Source organism: Phreatobacter sp. (genome assembly GCF_051860605.1).
GTDB lineage: Bacteria > Pseudomonadota > Alphaproteobacteria > Rhizobiales > Phreatobacteraceae > Phreatobacter.
In genome coordinates this window covers 39,622-57,115 of record NZ_JBHYDR010000016.1, presented here as the reverse complement: position 1 = coordinate 57,115, position 17,494 = coordinate 39,622, and the positions used below count along the sequence as shown (strand labels likewise).

Here is a 17,494-nt window from a genome sequence, read left to right as displayed (position 1 = left end):
CCGCCGCCGCCGGCGACCGCCTTGATGAGCACCGGATAGCCGATCTCGTAAGCCTTCTCCTTGAGGAACTTCGGCTCCTGCATGGCGCCGTGATAGCCGGGCACCACCGGCACGCCGGCCTTCTGCATCAGGGCTTTCGCGCCGTCCTTCAGGCCCATGGCGCGGATGGCGGAAGCGGGCGGGCCGACGAAGACGATGCCGGCCGCCGCGCAGGCCTCGGCGAACTCGGCCCGCTCGGACAGGAAGCCGTAGCCGGGATGGATCGCCTCGGCCTTGGCCTGCCGGGCAGCGGCGATGATCCTGTCGATCACCAGATAGCTGTCGCGGGCAGGCGCCGGTCCGATCGGATAGGCCTCATCGGCCAAGCGGACATGCAGCGCGCCTGCATCCGCTTCCGAATAGACCGCGATGGTCCTCAGACCCAGCCGCTTCGCCGTGCGCATGACGCGGCAGGCGATCTCGCCACGATTGGCGCTGAGGACGGAGGAGAGCATGCGGCACAACCTTCGGGATCGGACGGGGCCGTGACTTTAGCTGCTTCGCACGCCGATTCCAGCCGGGCATTGGAGCAAGGGGCCCACATGCCGGCCCCGCCCCGGCTTTCGCTTGCCGTGAGGCAGGCGAGCGTGAAAGGTGCGGCAAAACCCTCCGGAGCCGTCATGACCTCGCCTGCCGACCTCTCTGCCGCCGATCTGTCGAAAGCCTATGCCAAGAAGGCGCTCTCGCCGGTGGAAGTGACGCGGGCCGTGCTCGCCCGCATCGCCGCCTGCGAACCGAAGCTCAACGCCATGTACATCGTCTCCGGCGAAGCGGCGCTGAAGGCGGCGAAGGCGGCGGAAAAGCGCTGGACGAAGGGCGAGCCGCTGTCGGCCATCGACGGCGTGCCGGTGACCATCAAGGAGAATATCGGCACCAGGGGCGACCCCTCCCCGGTCGGCGTGCCGATTTCCGACATGACGCCGAAGGCGGCCGACACGCCGCTGCCGGCGCGACTGCGGGAGGCCGGAGCGGTCATCCTCGGCAAGACGGTCATGCCGGACTACGGCATGCTATCGGCGGGCCTGTCCTCGCTGCACGGCGTGACCCGCAACCCCTGGGACCTTGCCATGAACCCGGCCGGGTCCTCGTCCGGGGCCGGCGCGGCGGGTGCTGCCGGCTATGGCCCGCTGCATGTGGGAACCGACATTGGCGGCTCGGTCCGCCTGCCGGCCGCCCATTGCGGGCTGTTCGGGCTGAAGCCCTCGCTCGGCCGCGTGCCGATCCACCCGCCGTTCCTCGGCCGGGTCGCAGGCCCGATGACGCGGACGGTGAAGGATGCGGCGCTGATGATGGATGTCATCACCCGCCCCGATGGCCGCGACTTCCGCTCCCTGCCCTATGACGGCGCCGGCTATGCGAAGGGCCTCGGCGGACTGAAGGCGAAGGGGCTCAGGATCGGCGTGATCACGGCCATGCAGGCAGGCCTGCCGGCCGACCCCGCCATCGTCAGGGCCGTGCAGGCGGCGGGCAAGGCGCTCGCGGCGGAAGGCGCGACCGTGGTGCCGGTGAAGGGCTTCCTGACGGACGAGATGCTGGATGGCATCTGCCGCTTCTTCGAGGCGCGCTCGTGCGGCGACATCGTCCGGCTGAAGGCGGCCGAGAAGACAAAAATCCTGCCCTATATCGTCGAGTGGGCGACATGGCGGGCCAAGGGCTTCTCGGGCGCCGACGTGATGAGCGGCTACCTGGCCGTGCAGGCCATGCGGGAGGCGGCGATCGCCGCGAGCGAGCCCTTCGACTTCATCCTCTCGCCCTGCACCTGCCCGGTGAAATATCCGGCCGAATGGCATTCGCCGACCGACGACCCGCGCCGGGCGCTGGAGCACATCCCCTTCACCGTGGCGCAGAACATGAGCGAGCAGCCAGCGGCCAGCGTCAACTGGAGCTACGACGCCGACGGCTTCCCGATCGGCGTACAGGTGACGGGCAAGCGCTTCGAGGACCGCGCCGTGATGCGCATGTGCCGGCTGATCGAGAAGCTGCGGCCGGCGCAGCGGCCCTGGCCCGTGGTGGCCTGAGGAGCCGACGAGAGGCATCGGCGCGCTGCACGCCGGTCTTGCGTCCTTCGAGGCTCGCCCGGTTCGGGCTCGCACCCCAGGATGAGGTGGGTGGTGGATGGCATGATGGGCGGGCCAGGCGGCGCCGCTGCGCTCGGCTGGACACCGATGCAACCCACACCCCTCCTCATGCTGAGGTGCGAGGGCTTCGTCCCGAGCCTCGGAGGACGCACGTGGCGGATGCAGGGCAACCCGACCGGCTCCATCGGCGCCAGACAAAATAGGACATCAGTCCTTGACAGCGTGACGATGGTTTGATAGTTTTCCGCTATGTTCGAAAACTGCGCCCGGCGGGTCGAAGACCCCCCGCCTCAGGCGAATTCCGGCCGGCGGCGGGTGCCCATGAACAGCGCCACGGCCGCCACGGCGACGATCGGGAACACCACCCAGTTGACCATGTCCCAGCCGTAGCTCGTCACGATCTGGCCGGAGGAGAACGAGCCGATGGCCATGACGCCGAAGACGCAGAAGTCGTTGACCGACTGCATCCGCGTCCGCTCCTCGGGCCGGGCCGCGGCGGCCACCATCGCACTGGCGCCGATGAAGCCGAAGTTCCAGCCGATGCCGAGCAGGATCAGCGCCACGTAGAAGTGGGCGACCGTCAGGCCGGTCAGCGCCACGACCGCCGAGAGAGCGGTGATGACAAGGCCAGCCGCGACCACTTTCGGCGCGCCCCAGCGGATGATGAAATTGCCGGTGAAGAAGCTCGGGGCGAACATCGCGATGACGTGCCACTGGATGCCGTAGGCGGCGGCATCGATGGAATGGTCGCAGGCGAGCATGGCGAGCGGGGCGGCCGTCATGACGAAGTTCATCAGCATGTAGGTCGCCGCGCCGCAGACCACCGCGGTCACGAAGGCGCGGTCGGCCAGATAGGCCGAGACCGGGCGGCGGACCGTGCCGGCCGGGGGATCCTTGGGCTTCGGGATATTGACGAAGGACAGAACGAGGCCGGCGAGCATGGCCACCACCGCCTGCCCGATATAGGTGCCGGCGAACATGACCGGCGGCAGCGATTCCTTGGTCCAGATGACGAGCTGCGGGCCGACCACACCGGCCAGAACCCCGCCGGTCAGGACCCAGGAGATCGCCTTGGGCCGGAAGGCATCGGAGGCGGTATCGGCCGCGGCGAAGCGGTAGCTCTGCGCGGCGGAGGCATAGAAACCGGCGCAGAAGGTGGCGATGCAGAAGATCCAGAAGTTGGCGTAGATGACGCCCAGATAGCCGAACAGGCCGGTGAGCACGCCCGCACCGGTCGCGATCTGGTAGGCGGTGCGGCGGCCGTAGCGGCGCACCAGCATGCCCACGGGAAGCGAGGCGGCGGCAAGGCCGACGACGAAGATCGAGATCGGCAGGGTGGCGAGCGAGCGAACGGGGGCCAGTTGCGCGCCGACAATGGCGCCGGTGGCAAACATGACGGTCGTGTTGGCGCCGGCGAGCGCCGAGGCCAGCGCCAGGATGAAGGCGTTGCGCTTGGCGAGGCGGTCGCCCTCGCGAGCAGCATTGGTCGTGGTCGCGGTCATGATCCTGTCGCGGTTGCCGCCCCGTCGCAGGCTGGCGGCCGGGTCGGTCGAAACATCCGCCCGGATCGGTCCGCCGGAGGCAAACCATCCCCGAAAGGCGGATGCGGGAGAAAGGACGATCCGATTAGCCCGAAATGGCACAGGCCGCCACCGGGCCCTGCGACGGATTGTCCTGCGCCTGACGCAGGCGGGGCCTGCGACAGACGGAAGGGCCGGCGCCTTGGCAGGGCTGCCAGCGGCCCCAGATGGTTGCAGCGGCGGGCCCGGCTTGGCATACGGCCCCTTGTTCGAGACATGAGACAGGTGACATGAGCCAGCTTTTCACGCCCTTCGACATCGGCCCCGTCAGGCTGCCGAACCGCATCGTGGTCGCGCCCATGTGCCAGTACTCGGCCGACGATGGCTGCGTGAACGACTGGCACCTGCAGCACCTCATGACCATGGCCATGTCGGGCGCCGGCCTGGTCGTGGTCGAGGCGACCGCCGTCGAACGGCTCGGCCGCATCACCCATGGCTGCGTCGGCCTCTATTCGGACGCCAACGAGCGGGCGATGAAGCGGGTGCTGGACGCGGCCCGCGCCGTCGCCCTGCCCGGCACGAAGTTCGGCATCCAGATCGGCCATGCCGGCCGGAAGGGATCGTCCGAGCGCCCGTGGGAGGGCGGTGCCGCGCTGAAGGACAATGCCGACCCGTGGACCACGGTGGCGGCCTCCGCAATCCCCTTCGACGACAACTGGCACACGCCGCGCGAGCTGAACGCGCAGGACAAGGTGCGGATCGGCGCAGCCTTCGTGGCGGCGGCCGAGCGGGCCGTGCGCATCGGCTTCGATGCCATCGAGCTGCACATGGCGCATGGATACCTGCTTCACAACGTGATGAGCCCGATCTCTAACACGCGCTCTGATGGCTTCGGCGGCAGCCGCGACAACCGCTTCGCCTGGCCGCTGTCGATCGCGTCGGCCGTGCGCGCGGCGGTTCCGGCCGCCGTGTCGGTCGGTGCCCGGATCACCGGGCAGGACTGGTCCGACGACGGGCTGCAGGTGGAGGACGCGGTGGCGCTCGCCTCGGAGCTGAAGGGCCTCGGCCTCGATTTCGTCTGTGTCTCCTCGGGCGGCATCCATCCGAAGGTCAGGATCGCCGTGAAGCCCGGCTACCAGGTGCCCTTCGCCCAGGCGGTGAAGGCGGGGTCGGGCATCGCCACCCGCGCCGTCGGCATGATCGGCACGGCGAAGCAGGCGGAGGAGATCGTCGCGAGCGGGGCCGCCGACATGGTGGCGCTGGCCCGCGGGTTCCTCGACAATCCGCGCTGGGGCTGGCACGCGGCCGAGGAACTGGGCGCAGAGCTGACCTTGCCGCCGCAATATGCGCGCGTGGCGAAGAAGTTCTGGCCGGGCGCGGCACTGGCGCGGCCACGCTGAGGCCTTCCACAGCGCTCCCTTTGCATCCCGGCGCATCACGCCTATAAGGGCGCGCCCGACGGGACCTCCCGCCGGGCAGCAGCGATTCCGGCATGCGGCTCGACGGGCCGCCGGCCGGACCCGATCGCGGAACGGACCCGAACCCGGCGCATGAGCACCGTCCTCGTCCTCAACGGACCCAACCTCAACCTCCTCGGCACGCGCGAACCGGCGATCTACGGATCGACGACGCTCGCCGACGTGGAGGCGCTGTGCCGGGTCGAGGCGGGCAAGCACGGGCTCGGCGTGGACTTCCGCCAGTCCAACCACGAGGGCGTGCTGGTCGACTGGATCCACGAGGCCGGCCGCGGAGTTGCAGCCGGCACGGTGAAGGGTCTGGTCTTCAATGCCGGGGCCTATACCCATACCTCGCTCGCGCTCGCCGATGCCGTGAAGGCCACCGGCGTGCCGCTGATCGAGGTGCATATCTCCAACGTGCACGCCCGCGAGCCGGTGCGGCACCATTCCTTCCTGTCACCCGTGGCGCGCGGCATCATCGTGGGGTTCGGCCCCCTCGGCTATGCGCTCGCCATCGCCGCCCTGGCGACGCTTCCGGCCAAGGCCTGAAGCGCAACCGGGCTCCGGGACCCAGACGAGGGCATCATGCTCAAAGGCAAATCCACCATCGACACGGCGATGATCCGGGAGCTGGCCCAGGTGCTGGCCGACACGGACCTGACCGAGATCGAGATCGAGATCGAGTCGCTGAAGATCCGCGTCGCCCGCCAGGTGACGGTTCATGCGACGGTGGCGGCGCCCGCCATACCGGCGCTGCCGGTTGCGGCCGCGGCGCCCGTGGCCGTGGCTGCCCCGGTCGCGGCGGCGGCGGCCGACGGCGACGACCCGCGCAAGCATCCCGGCGTCGTGCCCTCGCCCATGGTCGGCACCGCCTATCGCCGGCCCTCGCCGGACGCCAAGCCGCTTGTCGAGGTCGGCACGGTGGTCAAGGAAGGCGACCGGCTCTGCCTGATCGAGGCAATGAAGACCTTCAACGACATCGTTGCCCCGCGCGCCGGCACCGTCACCCGCGTCCTGTTCGAGGACGGGCGGCCGGTGGAATATGGCGAGCCCCTCATGATCATCGAGTGAGCGCAGCGCCATGTTCCAGAAGGTGCTGATCGCAAACCGGGGTGAGATCGCGCTCAGGGTCCTGCGCGCCTGCAAGGAGCTCGGGATCGCGACGGTGGCGGTGCATTCCACCGCCGATTCCGATTCCATGCATGTGAAGCTCGCCGACGAGAGCGTGTGCATCGGCCCGCCCTCGGCGCGCGAGAGCTATCTCAACGTGCCGCAGCTGCTGGCGGCCTGCGAGATCACCGGCGCCGAGGCGGTCCATCCCGGCTACGGCTTCCTGTCGGAGAATGCCCGCTTCGCGGAGATCCTGGAGAGCCACGGCATCACCTTCATCGGCCCGAAGGCCGAGCATATCCGGATCATGGGCGACAAGATCGAGGCCAAGCGCACGGCCCGGCGCCTCGGCATCCCGACCGTTCCCGGCTCCGAGGGCGGCATTTCCGACGACGACGAGGCCCGCCGGGTCGCGAAGGACATCGGCTTTCCGGTCATCATCAAGGCGGCGGCCGGCGGCGGCGGGCGCGGCATGAAGGTCGCCCGCTCGGCGGACGAACTGGAGGTCGCGCTGCAGACGGCGAAGACCGAGGCCAAGGCCGCCTTCGGCGACGATGCCGTCTATATCGAGAAATATCTCGGCAGGCCGCGCCACATCGAGATCCAGATCCTCGGCGACGGCCAGGGCAATGCGATCCATCTGGGCGAGCGCGACTGCTCGCTGCAGCGCCGCCACCAGAAGGTCTGGGAGGAAGGCCCCTCCCCGGTGATCACGCCCGAGCAGCGCGCCGAGATCGGCGGGGTCTGTTCCAAGGCCATGGCCGACATGGGCTATGTCGGCGCCGGCACCATCGAGTTCCTCTACGAGGACGGCAAGTTCTTCTTCATCGAGATGAACACCCGCATCCAGGTGGAGCATCCGGTGACCGAGATGATCACCGGCGTCGACCTCGTCAACGAGCAGATCCGCATCGCCGCGGGGCAGAAGCTGTCGCTGCAGCAGTCGGACATCGTCATCGACGGTCATGCCATCGAGTGCCGCGTCAATGCCGAGCATCCGGCGACGTTCCGACCCTCGCCGGGCAAGCTGAACCTGTTCCATCCGCCCGGCGGCATCGGCGTGCGCGTCGATAGCCACGCCTACCAGGGCTACGTGATCCCGCCCAATTACGATTCGCTGGTCGGCAAGCTGATCGTCCACGGCCGCACGCGCACCGAATGCCTGGCGCGGCTCAGGCGCGCGCTCGACGAATTCGTCGTGGACGGCATCGACACTACCCTGCCGCTGTTCCGCACGCTGGTCAGAAACCCGGCCATCGGCGCGGGCGAATACGACATCCACTGGCTGGAAAAGTTTCTGGCGGGGGAAGCCGCCAAGGGCGCCTGAGGTCCTGACCGAAGCGCTCGCTGCGCACGGGCGCGATCGCCGCGTCCTCCCGCAACTCAAGTCCGAATGCCGCCGCAGGATTTCTTGCCGGGCGGCGGACGGCTCAACCGGGGCCGCTCCGGCCGGCCGGGCCAGCGCGCAACCGGACCGCCAGAAGCGGGACCAGGCCAACCGCCGCCATGGTCATGGACGCTCCGCCCCACAGCAGCCCACCGCCATTCGCAAGAAGGATGACGACCAGGCCCGCGATGAGTGCTCCCATCAGGATCAGTGTGACGTCCTGAACGCTGGAACTGTGAAAGCGCCATGGATCGAGCAGGCCCATCCGATAGATGCCGCCCACCACCCCGGCGGCGAGCAGAGCCGTGAAGCCAAGCCAGCCTGCCATCCAGCGGAATACCGCGAAGATCGGCAGGTCCGCGCCGTCGCCGCGCACCATCGCCTGAAGGATCAGCACGGACAGCGTCGATCCGACCGTCGTGGTGAAACACACCAGCGGCAGCCAGCGGGCAAATGCCGTGTCCTGCGTGTTCGTGGCTTCCATATCGTGTCCCCGCTTGATTTGACCGTCTGGCTGTCGAGACCGATCCGTACGCCATGGCCGACCAGCGCAGAATTGCTTGCCATTGGGGCTCCTTGCAGCGAGACCGGCGGAGCAGGCTCACATCTGCGTGTGACGCATCCGGACGGCGCCCGGCAGGGTAGAATGAGAACAACCCGGGAGATGCTCATGCCTCACGTCCATCTCAGCCGCCGCGCCCTCCTTGCAACCGCTGCCGGCCTGGCGGCGAGCGGGACCGCGCTCGCACAATCCGCCAGCGTCGCTTTGTCCTCATCCACCGCCTATGCCTATTCCTTCGAGGGGCTTGAGGGCGGCATGCTGCGGCTCGCCGACCATGCCGGCCGCGTGCTGCTGGTGGTCAACACGGCCTCGTCCTGTGGCTTCACGCCGCAATATACCGATCTCCAGCAGGTCTGGACGCGCTTCCGCGACCGCGGCCTCACCGTCATCGGCGTGCCCTCCGACGATTTCAACCAGGAGCGCGGCTCGGCCCGGGAGATCGCCGAATTCTGTTCGGGCGTCTATGGCGTCACCTTCCCGATGACCGCCAAGCAGCGCGTGCGCGGGCCTCAGGCCCATCCCTTCTACCGCTGGGTGGCGGGGCAGCGGCCGGCCGACATCCCGACCTGGAACTTCCACAAATATGTCATCGGCCGGTCCGGGCAGGTCATTGGCGCCTTCCCGGCGCGGGTGCGTCCGACCGACCCGCGCATCCTCGCGATGATCGAGGCCCAGCTCGGCGTCAGCTAGACTTTCGTCGCCACGTAGCCCCTTCGCAAACGGTTGGAATCTCCTGTATGCAGGGGTCGATGCTGATCACGTCCCCCAACGAGCTGGCGGCCATCTGCGCACGTCTGGCCAAGCACCCCTTCGTCACGGTCGATACCGAGTTCCTGCGGGAGACGACGTTCTGGCCGAAGCTTTGCGTCATCCAGCTGGCCTCGCCCGACGAGGCGGTGGCGGTGGATGCGCTGGCGCCGGGCATGGACCTCCAACCCTTCTTCGACCTGATGGTCAATCCGGACGTGGTGAAGGTGTTCCACGCCGCCCGGCAGGACGTCGAGATCGTCTGGCACCTGGCCAAATGCATCCCCTCCCCGCTGTTCGACAGCCAGGTGGCGGCCATGGTGCTCGGCTACGGGGATTCGATTTCCTACGACCAGCTGGTCCAGCGCACCAACGGCACGCAGCTCGACAAGACCAGCCGCTTCACCGACTGGTCGAAGCGGCCGCTCAGCGAGGCGCAGATCGTCTATGCGATCGCCGACGTCACCCACCTGCGTGACGTCTATGTGAAGCTGACGGGCGAACTCAAGAAGCGCGGTCGCAGCGAGTGGGTGGCCGAGGAGATGGGCGTGCTGACCTCGCCCGAGACCTACCGGCAGGAGCCCGAGCGCGCCTGGGAGCGGTTCCGCAACCGCGTGCGCAAGCCGCGCGAACTCGCCGTCCTCATGGATGTCGCGGCCTGGCGCGAGCGCGAGGCGCAGGCCCGCGACGTGCCGCGCTCGCGCGTCCTGAAGGACGACAACCTGATCGACATTGCCATGACCGGCCCGAAGACCGCCGAGGCGCTCGGCGCCATGCGCTCCACGCCGAAGGGCTGGGAGCGCTCGCGCGACGGTGCGGCTGTCGTGGAGGCCGTCCTCCAGGGCCTCGCGCGCGACCCGAAGACCCTGCCGGCCATCGAGCGGCACCGGCCGCAGAACCAGGCGCAGTCGGCAACCGTCGAACTGCTCAAGGTCATGCTCAAGATGGTGGCCGAGAAGCACCATGTGGCGGCCAAGGTCATCGCCACCTCCGACGACCTCGACCGCATCGCCGAGGACGACGAGGCCGATGTCGCCGCCCTCAAGGGCTGGCGCCGCGAGTTGTTCGGCGAGATGGCGCTGGCCCTCAAGCACGGCAAGCTGGCGCTCGCCATGGAGCGCGGGCGCGTCGTAACGGTCGAGCGCGTGCCGGCGGTGGTCATCGCGGAGGCGTGAGGGAAGCGCCTTGCTGACGCCGTCCTGCGATCCCGGCGGCGACCGTTGCGTCAGGCGCAGGGGTCGCGGGCGACGACTTCGGCCATAGTCGCGGTGTCCCGTCAGGCCGTTTCGCCGCGCCCGCAGCACCCGCGCCCGCAACACCAAAGCCAGAGATCCCGAGCATGAGCGCTTCCAGCCGGACACAGACCGACCCCGCCCTCGCGAAGGCCCTCGACCTGCTGGCGCGCTTTTCCCTGTTCGACGGCCACAACGACCTGCCCTTCGTGATCCGCAAGGCGGCCGACGGCGACGTGAAGGCCTATGGCCTCGACCGGGTGCATCAGGAGGGCGACACCGACATTCCGCGCCTGCGCGAGGGCCGGGTCGGGGCGCAGGTGTTCGCCGCCTTCGTGCCGACCTCCGTGCCCGACCCCGGCCGGTTCACACTGGAGCAGATTGCCATCGGCCTCGACATCGAGACCCTGCACGCGGATGTGTTCCTGCCGGCGCGCCGGCCGTCCGACATCGCGCGGGCGAAGAAGGCGGGCAAGATCGCCTCGGTCCTGTCGGTGGAGAGCGCGGTCGGGCTCGGAGGCTCTCTGTCCCCGCTGCGGGTCTGGCACGCGGCCGGCGTGCGCATCCTCACCCTCTGCCACAACGAGACGCTGGCCTGGATCGATTCGGCGACGGATGAAGCGCGCCATGACGGGATCGCCGATTTCGGCCGGGCGGTGGTCGCCGAGTGCAACCGGCTGGGCATCATGGTCGATCTCGCCCATGCCTCCCCCAAGGCGCAGCACGACGTGCTCGACGTCACCCGGGCGCCCGTCCTGTGGTCCCATTCCAATGCCCATGCGCTCTGCGACCATCCGCGCAACGTCACCGACGACGTGCTGGACCGGGTCAAGGCCAATGGCGGCGTGGTGATGGCGACCTTCGTGCCGAACTTCATCTCGCGGGCCAGCCATCGCTGGATGTCGCCGCTCCAGCGGCACGGCAAGACGGCACCGGGCCTCGACATCGATGCCGCCGTCACCGAGCGGCAGAGGTCCGAGGGACCCTGGCCGCGCGGCTCGATCCCGGAACTGTGCGCGCATATCGAATATATCGTCGGCCGCACGGGCATGGCCCATATCGGCATCGGCTCGGACTTCTATGGCGGCCCCAACCCGCCGGACCTTAACGATGCCTCGCGCTTCCCCCACCTCATTGCCGAACTGGTCCGGCGCGGCTGGTCGGATGCGGCCATCGGCCGGATCGTCTCGGGCAATGCGCTGAGGGTCTGGCGAGCGGTCGAGGCGCAGGCCAGGGCGCTCGGCGACGAGCCGCCGGGCGTCGCGCGACTTGCTGCCGAGACCGTCGGCCGCCCCCGGCGCAAGCTCGGATGATGGCAGCGCCTAGTGCGCCATCAGCACCGGAACGGGTGAATATTGCAGCAGCGTGGTGGTCGTGCCGCCGAGAACCATCTGCTTCAGCCGCGAATGCGCATAGGCGCCCATGACGATCATGCGGGCGCGCGTGTTCTGGGCATGCTCGACGATCGTCTTGCCGACATTGCGGCTGTAGGGAAGGTTGGTGACCGTAACCTTCACGCCGTGATGGGCCAGCATGGGCGCAAGATCGGCCCCCGCCACCAGGTCGTCGGCATGGCGGTCGCCGAGGACCGAGACGATTTCCACCGCGCCGACCCGGTCGATGAAGTCCATGGCCGAGCCGATGGCCCGGGCCGCGACCGCCGACCCGTCCCAGGCGATCACGATCGAATCGGAGGCACGCTCCGCGTCAAAGCCGTCGGGGGCGAGGATGGCCGGTCGGCCGGAGGAGAGGAGCAGGGTCTCGGCGAGTTCCGTCGCCCAGACGTCGTTCGGCCGCGGCCGGCCGCAGACGGAGATGTCGTGAAGCCGCGCGCGCTTGCCGATGCGGGCGAAGAGCGGGTCGATGGCGTCCGTAACGGTCTCGATCGTCGCCATGACGCCGTTGAGTTCGGCCGCCCGCTTCACCGAATTGCAGAGATCGTCGGCATTCTGCGAACGGCTGTCGTTCTCGTCGGTCACGATGGCCTGCACCTCGGCAACGCCCGAATAGACCACGACGGGCACCTTGATGGCCCCGACGACGACAGAGAGGCGCGCCCCGTGATCGGAGGCCAGCGCGACCGCATAGTCGATGGCCCCCTGCGGCTTGTCGCCGTCGCCTGCGATGAGTGCGAGAAGAACGGTCTTGATCGACATCGGGGGACCTCCTGTTCATGCCCGGACCAACCCAGCCTGGGGCTGTCCGTTCCCGGCGTCGTTGATGAGGATCAGACGATGCGAACCGGAAGTCCAGTGCGGGCAGCGCCGCAGCCGGCTTCCGCCGTTGCCCGTCATACTCGCAATTAGCGATCTCTTGAGATTTTCCCTCCATGGTTGTATTGCCTTCCCGCCGCACCATTCGCGGCGGAGGGGGAATCGGACAATGTCCAGAGCCATCAGGCGCAAGACCAGAACCTATGTGATGATGCCGATGCAGGGCGTTCAGCTCGACCGCGAGTCACAGGCCACGGCAGCCAGTATCGAAGAGGCCGGACGGCTGCAGATCCTCGACCTGCTCCATCTGCTGCGCCTCAACGGCCATCAGGCTTCCCCGTCTGACCATCGCTGGGTCGACCACGCCAGGGAGCGCGGGGAGGACAAGGCCTTCTCGGTGCAGTTCGTCGATTCGTTCGCCGATGACGGACCCAAGCTGGTGCGTGCCGCCGCCGAGGGCGAGCGGGCGCTGCGAGCCGCCGGCTTCCATCTGGTTCCCCTCACCAAATACCGACTGACGCCCCATACAGGACCGACTCTGCTCGACACCGCGGGGATCGCGGCCGCGACCGCGCAGCGCGACTGGCTGAGAACCGTCCATACCGGCAGCGGGGATGGCCCGCTCGGCAAAGGCGTGACCGTCGGGATCCTTGACAGCGGCGTTGATTCGGACCATCCGGCCCTGAAAAACGCGGTGCGTGGCGGTCGCGGAATGGTCACGGGCGAGGATCACTCCGATTTCGGGCCCTGCACCGACGAAAAGGGGGGCCACGGAACCCATGTGGCCGGCATTGTCGGCTCCCGTGACAGCGGGCTGCCAGGTGTCGCGCCGGAATGCGTCATGCGCTCCTACCGGGTCTTCCCGAAACAGGACACCGAGCGCGGCGCCAGCAATTTCAGCATCATCAACGCGATCCGCGCTGCGGTCTCGGATGGCTGCGACATCATCAACATGAGCATTTCCGGCCCTTCGGCGAGCGACGACGGGGTGCGCAAGGCGATCGAGGAGGCGTGGAACGCCGGCGTCGTCTGCATCGCTGCCGCCGGCAACCAGTACCGCCGGCCCGTCGGCTACCCGGCCCGCCATTCCATCTGCATCGCGGTCTCCGCGCTCGGCCATGACGGGCTGATTCCGCCGCAGGCTCCCGACCGGGGCTTCATCGCCGATCCCCGGTCGCGGCAGGACCAGGCCGTGTTTCTCGCCAGCTTCTCCAATATCGGCCCGCAGATCGATTTTGCCGGACCGGGGGTCTGGATCGTGTCCACGCTGCCATCGGGAAAATGGGGGGCGATGAGCGGGACGTCTATGGCGGCGCCCGCGGTGGCAGGCTATGCTGCCGTCGCTTTGTCTCGCGACCGGCGGCTGTTGTCCGCGCCGCGGAACGCATCCCGATCTGAAGCGTTGTACCAGGCGCTTGTTTCCCGGTCGGTCGCATACGATCTGGGAAGTTTCGATTTCGAAGGCTACGGAGTTCCGCAGTGACCCAAGCTCTCGTCATCACCCGGTGGCTCTCGCCGGCGGAGTTGGAACGCAACTGGGCGACCGAGGAGCGTCAGGTGCGCTCGGCCGTCTCGACGATCGGCGGCGCCAAGATCGTCGAACTCAATCCCGGGTCGGGCCTGATCGCGATCGAGGGCGATCGCGCGTTCCAGCTGGATGCTGCGCGCGAGGCGCTGTCCAGCGCCCTGCCCGGCTGGGATGTCGGCGCCGAGACGACGTTCCGTCTGCCAGCGCTCAGCCGCTGATCCCCATCCGTCTCTCCGCCAACATCGCCTTTCTGCCCTGCCCGTGGCAGCCGAGCCAGCGAAGTCGCGCGATTTCGCTCAGAGCGGGATGTTGTCGTGCTTCTTCCAGGGCGTTTCGGCTGCCTTGTGGCGCAGCAGGGACAAAGCGCGCGCCACGCGTCGACGGGTCGAGTGCGGCATGATCACCTCGTCGATATAGCCGCGCTCGGCCGCGACGAAGGGCGACAGGAAGCGCTCCTCATATTCCTTCGTGCGCGCGGCGATCTTGGCCGGATCGCCGAGGTCGGCGCGGAAGATGATCTCCACCGCCCCCTTGGCGCCCATCACGGCAATCTGCGCCGAGGGCCAGGCATAGTTGAGGTCGCCACCGACATGCTTTGAGGCCATCACGTCATAGGCGCCGCCAAAAGCCTTGCGCGTGATGATGGTGACCAGCGGCACGGTGCACTGGGAATAGGCGAACAACAGCTTGGCGCCGTGCTTGATCAGGCCGCCATATTCCTGGCTCGTGCCGGGCAGGAAGCCGGGCACGTCGACCAGGGTGACGATCGGAATCGAGAAAGCGTCGCAGAAGCGCACGAAGCGCGCGGCCTTGCGGCTGGCATCCGAGTCGAGCACGCCGGCCAGGACCATCGGCTGGTTGGCGACGATGCCGACCGTGCGTCCCTCGATGCGGCCGAAGCCCGTGACGATGTTCTGTGCGAAGGTCTGCTGGATCTCGAAGAAGTCGCCCTCGTCGACCATCTTCCGGATCAGTTCCTTCATGTCGTAGGGCTTGTTCGGATTGTCGGGGACCAGCGTGTCCAGCGACATGTCGATCCGGTCCGGCTGGTCGAAGGACGGCAGTTCCGGCGGCCCCTCGGTGTTGTTCGAGGGCAGGAAATCGATCAGCCGGCGCATCTGGAGCAGCGCCTCCAGATCGTTCTCGTAAGCCCCGTCCGCCACCGAGGACTTGACGGCGTGGACCGAGGCGCCGCCCAGTTCCTCGGCGGTGACGACCTCGTTGGTGACGGTCTTCACCACGTCCGGCCCGGTCACGAACATGTAGCTCGTGTCCTTCACCATGAAGATGAAATCGGTCATTGCGGGCGAATAGACATCGCCGCCGGCGCAGGGGCCCATGATCAGCGAAATCTGCGGAATGACCCCGGACGCGATCACATTCCGCCTGAAGACTTCGCCGTAACCCCCGAGCGCATCGACACCTTCCTGGATTCGGGCGCCGCCCGCGTCGAACAGGCCGATGACCGGCGCACGGGCTTTGAGCGCCATGTCCTGGATCTTGGTGATCTTGGCGGCATGGGCCCCGGAGAGCGATCCGCCGAACACGGTGAAGTCCTTGGAGAAGACGAAGACCGTCCGCCCGTTCACGGTGCCCCAGCCCGTGACAACACCGTCGCCGGGGATGTGGGACTTCTCCATGCCGAAATCCGCGCAGCGATGCTGCACGAACATGTCGAACTCCTCGAACGAGCCGCGGTCGAGCAGCAGCTCGATGCGTTCGCGCGCGGTCAGCTTGCCGCGCGCGTGCTGCGCGGCGATGCGCTTTTCGCCGCCGCCGAGGCGGGCCTCCGCACGACGGTCTTCGAGCCGTTCGAGCACATCCTTCATGAATCCGCCGGGGATGAACCCCCGCCCCTCGTATCGAGCCAGTCCGTGCGCATAGCACGCAAGCTCCGCGCCAACCAATGAGACTGACGGAGGATGGGCGCTGGACAGATGCGCCGTGCTGCTGGTCTCATGGCCCATGCATGAGCAATGGGACAATCCACTGGTCAACCGGCGCGTTGTAGGGGCGCTGGTCGTCAGCGCCCCGATCCTCTTCGTCGGCAGCTATGGCCTGGCGCTGTGGCAGCGCGCGACCCACGATCTCGCTTTGCTGATCGCCCTGATCGCGCTTGGCATGTGCCTCGGCGCGGCGGCCGCCATTCACGCGATGGGCGCGCGGGCCATCTATGCCTTCGGCGCCGTGGCCGCGGCCGCTTCCATTGCGGCGGCGCTTTTCGGACGATGAGACCGATGACACTGCAACGCACGGGCGCTCACCGATGAGCACAGACCACCCTCCGACAGGCGCCACACGCGCGATCCTTCGCCTTGAAGGCGCTGCGCTGGCCCTTGCCGCCGCCGCCGGCTTCTGGTGGACCGGCCAGTCGTGGTGGCTGTTCGCGTTCCTGTTTCTTGCGCCGGACCTCGGCATGGCGGCTTATCTCGCGGGGCCGAGACTGGGCGCGCTCGGCTACAATCTGGTCCACACCACCGCCCTGCCCCTGGCGCTGGCCATTGCCGGGCTTGCCATGCAGGGGCCGCTCGCGACCGCCGTCGCGCTGATCTGGCTCGCCCATATCGGCTTCGACCGGGCGCTCGGCTACGGCCTGAAGGAGCCGTCCGGCTTCAAGGATACCCATCTCGGCCGGATCGGCGGATAGACGCGCCGTTCACGCCGGGATGGTCTTGCCCTGGTTGTATTTCCAGATGCCGATGGCCAGCGCCAGCGTGATCAGGCCGGCGATCATCACGGAGAACGGATTGGGGCCGAGCTTGGCAAACCACTGGGTGTAGAAGTGGATGGCGCCGAAGACCGCGACCACGTTCAGCACCCAGGGTCGATTGGCGCGGGCCGCCCACAGGCCGGTTGCGACAAGCGCCGCGGCCCAGACCAGCGAGAAGACGACGGCCGGCACGCTCAGCCAGTAGCGCGACGGGTCGAACTGGTCGGACAGCCAGGTCAGGCGGTCGCCCCAGAGGGTGCCGATCCAGAAGCCGAGATTGACCAGCAGCAGCGAGGTGCGCGCCGCCGTGATGGCAAGGCGGGCATGGTCGGCAGCCAGCCGCAGCGAAGCCTGATAGGCGGCAAGGGCCAGCCCCGAGAACAGCAGAACGGTCAGAAGGGGCTGGCGCACGCCGATGAAATAGGTCGCATGGGCATAGCTCGTCCGCGCGCCAATGGCGGCCGACAGGCACAGCACTGCGAGCGCGATCAGGAGGCCGGATTTTGCCGCGATGCCTCCACCAATCAGGATGGCCGTGATCGCCAGGAGCGCGATCGGCGACCCCTTGGTCATGAACATGACCCCGGCAGCCAGCATGAGGCAGCCGGTCAGCAGGCAGATGTTGGCCAGGATCGACCAGGTCTTCTGGCCCTGCAGGATGAACCCGAAGCCGACGGACGCCAGAAGGGCGCCGAGGACGACGGCCACGACCGGCTGCGGCACCATGCCCATCACGCCCAGCGACACGGCCACGACGCCGAAACCGACCAGGATGTTCATCGCCGTCTGGCCGGTGCCCTGCGCGGCAAAGCCCTTCAGTCGCTCGGCTTCAGCCGCCGTCAGGTGGCCGTCTTCGACCAGTTTGGCCAGATCAAGTGTGACCTTCATGGACCTGCTCCCCCCGTGCCGGC

At 68.1% G+C, this 17,494-nt stretch carries 18 protein-coding genes; 12 read left to right on the top strand and 6 right to left on the bottom strand.

The window, feature by feature from the left end:
- Positions 1–494 (bottom strand): biotin carboxylase N-terminal domain-containing protein (locus ACTIFS_RS20980; protein ID WP_439576073.1); only part of this gene is annotated, 494 nt, incomplete at its 3' end.
- A gap of 165 nt (positions 495–659) precedes the next feature.
- On the opposite strand from ACTIFS_RS20980, the gene ACTIFS_RS20975 reads away from it, so the two are divergent.
- Positions 660–2,057, top strand: a complete 1,398-nt coding sequence (locus tag ACTIFS_RS20975; RefSeq protein WP_439576072.1) for an amidase — start codon at positions 660–662, stop codon at positions 2,055–2,057.
- Positions 2,058–2,407: 350 nt separating this feature from the next.
- Here the strand turns inward: ACTIFS_RS20975 and ACTIFS_RS20970 are convergent, their stop codons facing one another.
- Entirely contained in the window at positions 2,408–3,619 is a 1,212-nt protein-coding gene (locus ACTIFS_RS20970) for an MFS transporter (RefSeq protein WP_439576071.1), read from the bottom strand.
- Between the two features lie 308 nt (positions 3,620–3,927).
- On the opposite strand from ACTIFS_RS20970, the gene ACTIFS_RS20965 reads away from it, so the two are divergent.
- From ACTIFS_RS20965 to accC, 4 genes are all read left to right on the top strand, one after another.
- The gene (locus ACTIFS_RS20965; RefSeq protein ID WP_439576070.1) at positions 3,928–5,037 is read left to right on the top strand and encodes an NADH:flavin oxidoreductase/NADH oxidase; all 1,110 of its coding nucleotides are present in this window, start codon (positions 3,928–3,930) and stop codon (positions 5,035–5,037) included.
- 150 nt (positions 5,038–5,187) lie between these two features.
- A complete protein-coding gene (gene aroQ, locus ACTIFS_RS20960) occupies positions 5,188–5,643 on the top strand; it encodes a type II 3-dehydroquinate dehydratase (protein ID WP_439576069.1) in 456 nt (151 codons plus the stop codon).
- Between the two features lie 36 nt (positions 5,644–5,679).
- A complete protein-coding gene (accB, locus tag ACTIFS_RS20955; RefSeq protein WP_439576068.1) occupies positions 5,680–6,165 on the top strand; it encodes an acetyl-CoA carboxylase biotin carboxyl carrier protein in 486 nt (161 codons plus the stop codon).
- A gap of 10 nt (positions 6,166–6,175) precedes the next feature.
- Positions 6,176–7,531, top strand: a complete 1,356-nt coding sequence (gene accC / locus ACTIFS_RS20950) for an acetyl-CoA carboxylase biotin carboxylase subunit (protein ID WP_439576067.1) — start codon at positions 6,176–6,178, stop codon at positions 7,529–7,531.
- A gap of 103 nt (positions 7,532–7,634) precedes the next feature.
- Here the strand turns inward: accC and ACTIFS_RS20945 are convergent, their stop codons facing one another.
- Entirely contained in the window at positions 7,635–8,075 is a 441-nt protein-coding gene (locus ACTIFS_RS20945; protein ID WP_439576066.1) for a hypothetical protein, read from the bottom strand.
- 186 nt (positions 8,076–8,261) lie between these two features.
- Between ACTIFS_RS20945 and ACTIFS_RS20940 the strand changes: the two genes are divergently transcribed.
- From ACTIFS_RS20940 to ACTIFS_RS20930, 3 genes are all read left to right on the top strand, one after another.
- Positions 8,262–8,843: a glutathione peroxidase gene (locus ACTIFS_RS20940; protein ID WP_439576065.1), complete on the top strand. Its 582-nt coding sequence runs from the start codon at positions 8,262–8,264 to the stop codon at positions 8,841–8,843.
- Between the two features lie 59 nt (positions 8,844–8,902).
- Positions 8,903–10,075 (top strand): ribonuclease D, encoded by a 1,173-nt coding sequence (rnd, locus tag ACTIFS_RS20935; RefSeq protein WP_439576064.1) that lies wholly within the window; start codon positions 8,903–8,905, stop codon positions 10,073–10,075.
- A 164-nt stretch (positions 10,076–10,239) separates the two neighbouring features.
- Positions 10,240–11,445 carry a dipeptidase gene (locus tag ACTIFS_RS20930; protein ID WP_439576063.1) on the top strand — a complete coding sequence of 402 codons (1,206 nt, stop codon included), beginning with the start codon at positions 10,240–10,242 and terminating at the stop codon, positions 11,443–11,445.
- Positions 11,446–11,454: 9 nt separating this feature from the next.
- On the opposite strand, the gene ACTIFS_RS20925 is transcribed toward ACTIFS_RS20930, so the two are convergent.
- Positions 11,455–12,288, bottom strand: coding sequence for a universal stress protein (locus ACTIFS_RS20925; RefSeq protein WP_439576062.1), 834 nt, complete (start codon positions 12,286–12,288; stop codon positions 11,455–11,457).
- 265 nt (positions 12,289–12,553) lie between these two features.
- On the opposite strand from ACTIFS_RS20925, the gene ACTIFS_RS20920 reads away from it, so the two are divergent.
- Both ACTIFS_RS20920 and ACTIFS_RS20915 read left to right on the top strand, forming a co-directional pair.
- Complete coding sequence (locus ACTIFS_RS20920) at positions 12,554–13,828, top strand: S8 family peptidase (protein WP_439576061.1); 1,275 nt, start codon at positions 12,554–12,556, stop codon at positions 13,826–13,828.
- A complete protein-coding gene (locus ACTIFS_RS20915; RefSeq protein WP_439576060.1) occupies positions 13,825–14,091 on the top strand; it encodes a hypothetical protein in 267 nt (88 codons plus the stop codon). Before ACTIFS_RS20920 ends, ACTIFS_RS20915 begins: the two co-directional genes overlap by 4 nt.
- A gap of 78 nt (positions 14,092–14,169) precedes the next feature.
- On the opposite strand, the gene ACTIFS_RS20910 is transcribed toward ACTIFS_RS20915, so the two are convergent.
- A complete protein-coding gene (locus ACTIFS_RS20910; RefSeq protein ID WP_439576059.1) occupies positions 14,170–15,702 on the bottom strand; it encodes an acyl-CoA carboxylase subunit beta in 1,533 nt (510 codons plus the stop codon).
- 115 nt (positions 15,703–15,817) lie between these two features.
- Between ACTIFS_RS20910 and ACTIFS_RS20905 the strand changes: the two genes are divergently transcribed.
- On the top strand, positions 15,818–16,105 hold the full coding sequence (locus tag ACTIFS_RS20905) for a hypothetical protein (protein ID WP_439576058.1): 288 nt from the start codon (positions 15,818–15,820) through the stop codon (positions 16,103–16,105).
- Positions 16,106–16,139: 34 nt separating this feature from the next.
- Complete coding sequence (locus tag ACTIFS_RS20900; RefSeq protein ID WP_439576057.1) at positions 16,140–16,520, top strand: DUF4260 domain-containing protein; 381 nt, start codon at positions 16,140–16,142, stop codon at positions 16,518–16,520.
- 9 nt (positions 16,521–16,529) lie between these two features.
- Here ACTIFS_RS20900 and ACTIFS_RS20895 read toward each other — a convergent pair whose 3' ends face one another.
- Complete coding sequence (locus ACTIFS_RS20895; RefSeq protein WP_439576056.1) at positions 16,530–17,471, bottom strand: hypothetical protein; 942 nt, start codon at positions 17,469–17,471, stop codon at positions 16,530–16,532.
- Positions 17,472–17,494 lie beyond the last annotated feature (23 nt).

What these genes read in the sequence shown, in the direction of transcription:
- ACTIFS_RS20900 (WP_439576057.1), top strand. Translation starts at nt 16,140, where the DNA reads ATGAGCACAGACCACCCTCCGACAGGCGCCACACGCGCGATCCTTCGC.
- ACTIFS_RS20945 (WP_439576066.1), bottom strand. Translation starts at nt 8,075, where the DNA reads ATGGAAGCCACGAACACGCAGGACACGGCATTTGCCCGCTGGCTGCCG.
- ACTIFS_RS20930 (WP_439576063.1), top strand. Translation starts at nt 10,240, where the DNA reads ATGAGCGCTTCCAGCCGGACACAGACCGACCCCGCCCTCGCGAAGGCC.
- aroQ (WP_439576069.1), top strand. Translation starts at nt 5,188, where the DNA reads ATGAGCACCGTCCTCGTCCTCAACGGACCCAACCTCAACCTCCTCGGC.
- rnd (WP_439576064.1), top strand. Translation starts at nt 8,903, where the DNA reads ATGCTGATCACGTCCCCCAACGAGCTGGCGGCCATCTGCGCACGTCTG.
- accC (WP_439576067.1), top strand. Translation starts at nt 6,176, where the DNA reads ATGTTCCAGAAGGTGCTGATCGCAAACCGGGGTGAGATCGCGCTCAGG.
- ACTIFS_RS20940 (WP_439576065.1), top strand. Translation starts at nt 8,262, where the DNA reads ATGCCTCACGTCCATCTCAGCCGCCGCGCCCTCCTTGCAACCGCTGCC.
- ACTIFS_RS20910 (WP_439576059.1), bottom strand. Translation starts at nt 15,702, where the DNA reads ATGAAGGATGTGCTCGAACGGCTCGAAGACCGTCGTGCGGAGGCCCGC.
- ACTIFS_RS20975 (WP_439576072.1), top strand. Translation starts at nt 660, where the DNA reads ATGACCTCGCCTGCCGACCTCTCTGCCGCCGATCTGTCGAAAGCCTAT.
- ACTIFS_RS20920 (WP_439576061.1), top strand. Translation starts at nt 12,554, where the DNA reads ATGATGCCGATGCAGGGCGTTCAGCTCGACCGCGAGTCACAGGCCACG.
- ACTIFS_RS20925 (WP_439576062.1), bottom strand. Translation starts at nt 12,288, where the DNA reads ATGTCGATCAAGACCGTTCTTCTCGCACTCATCGCAGGCGACGGCGAC.
- ACTIFS_RS20965 (WP_439576070.1), top strand. Translation starts at nt 3,928, where the DNA reads ATGAGCCAGCTTTTCACGCCCTTCGACATCGGCCCCGTCAGGCTGCCG.
- ACTIFS_RS20895 (WP_439576056.1), bottom strand. Translation starts at nt 17,471, where the DNA reads ATGAAGGTCACACTTGATCTGGCCAAACTGGTCGAAGACGGCCACCTG.
- accB (WP_439576068.1), top strand. Translation starts at nt 5,680, where the DNA reads ATGCTCAAAGGCAAATCCACCATCGACACGGCGATGATCCGGGAGCTG.
- ACTIFS_RS20970 (WP_439576071.1), bottom strand. Translation starts at nt 3,619, where the DNA reads ATGACCGCGACCACGACCAATGCTGCTCGCGAGGGCGACCGCCTCGCC.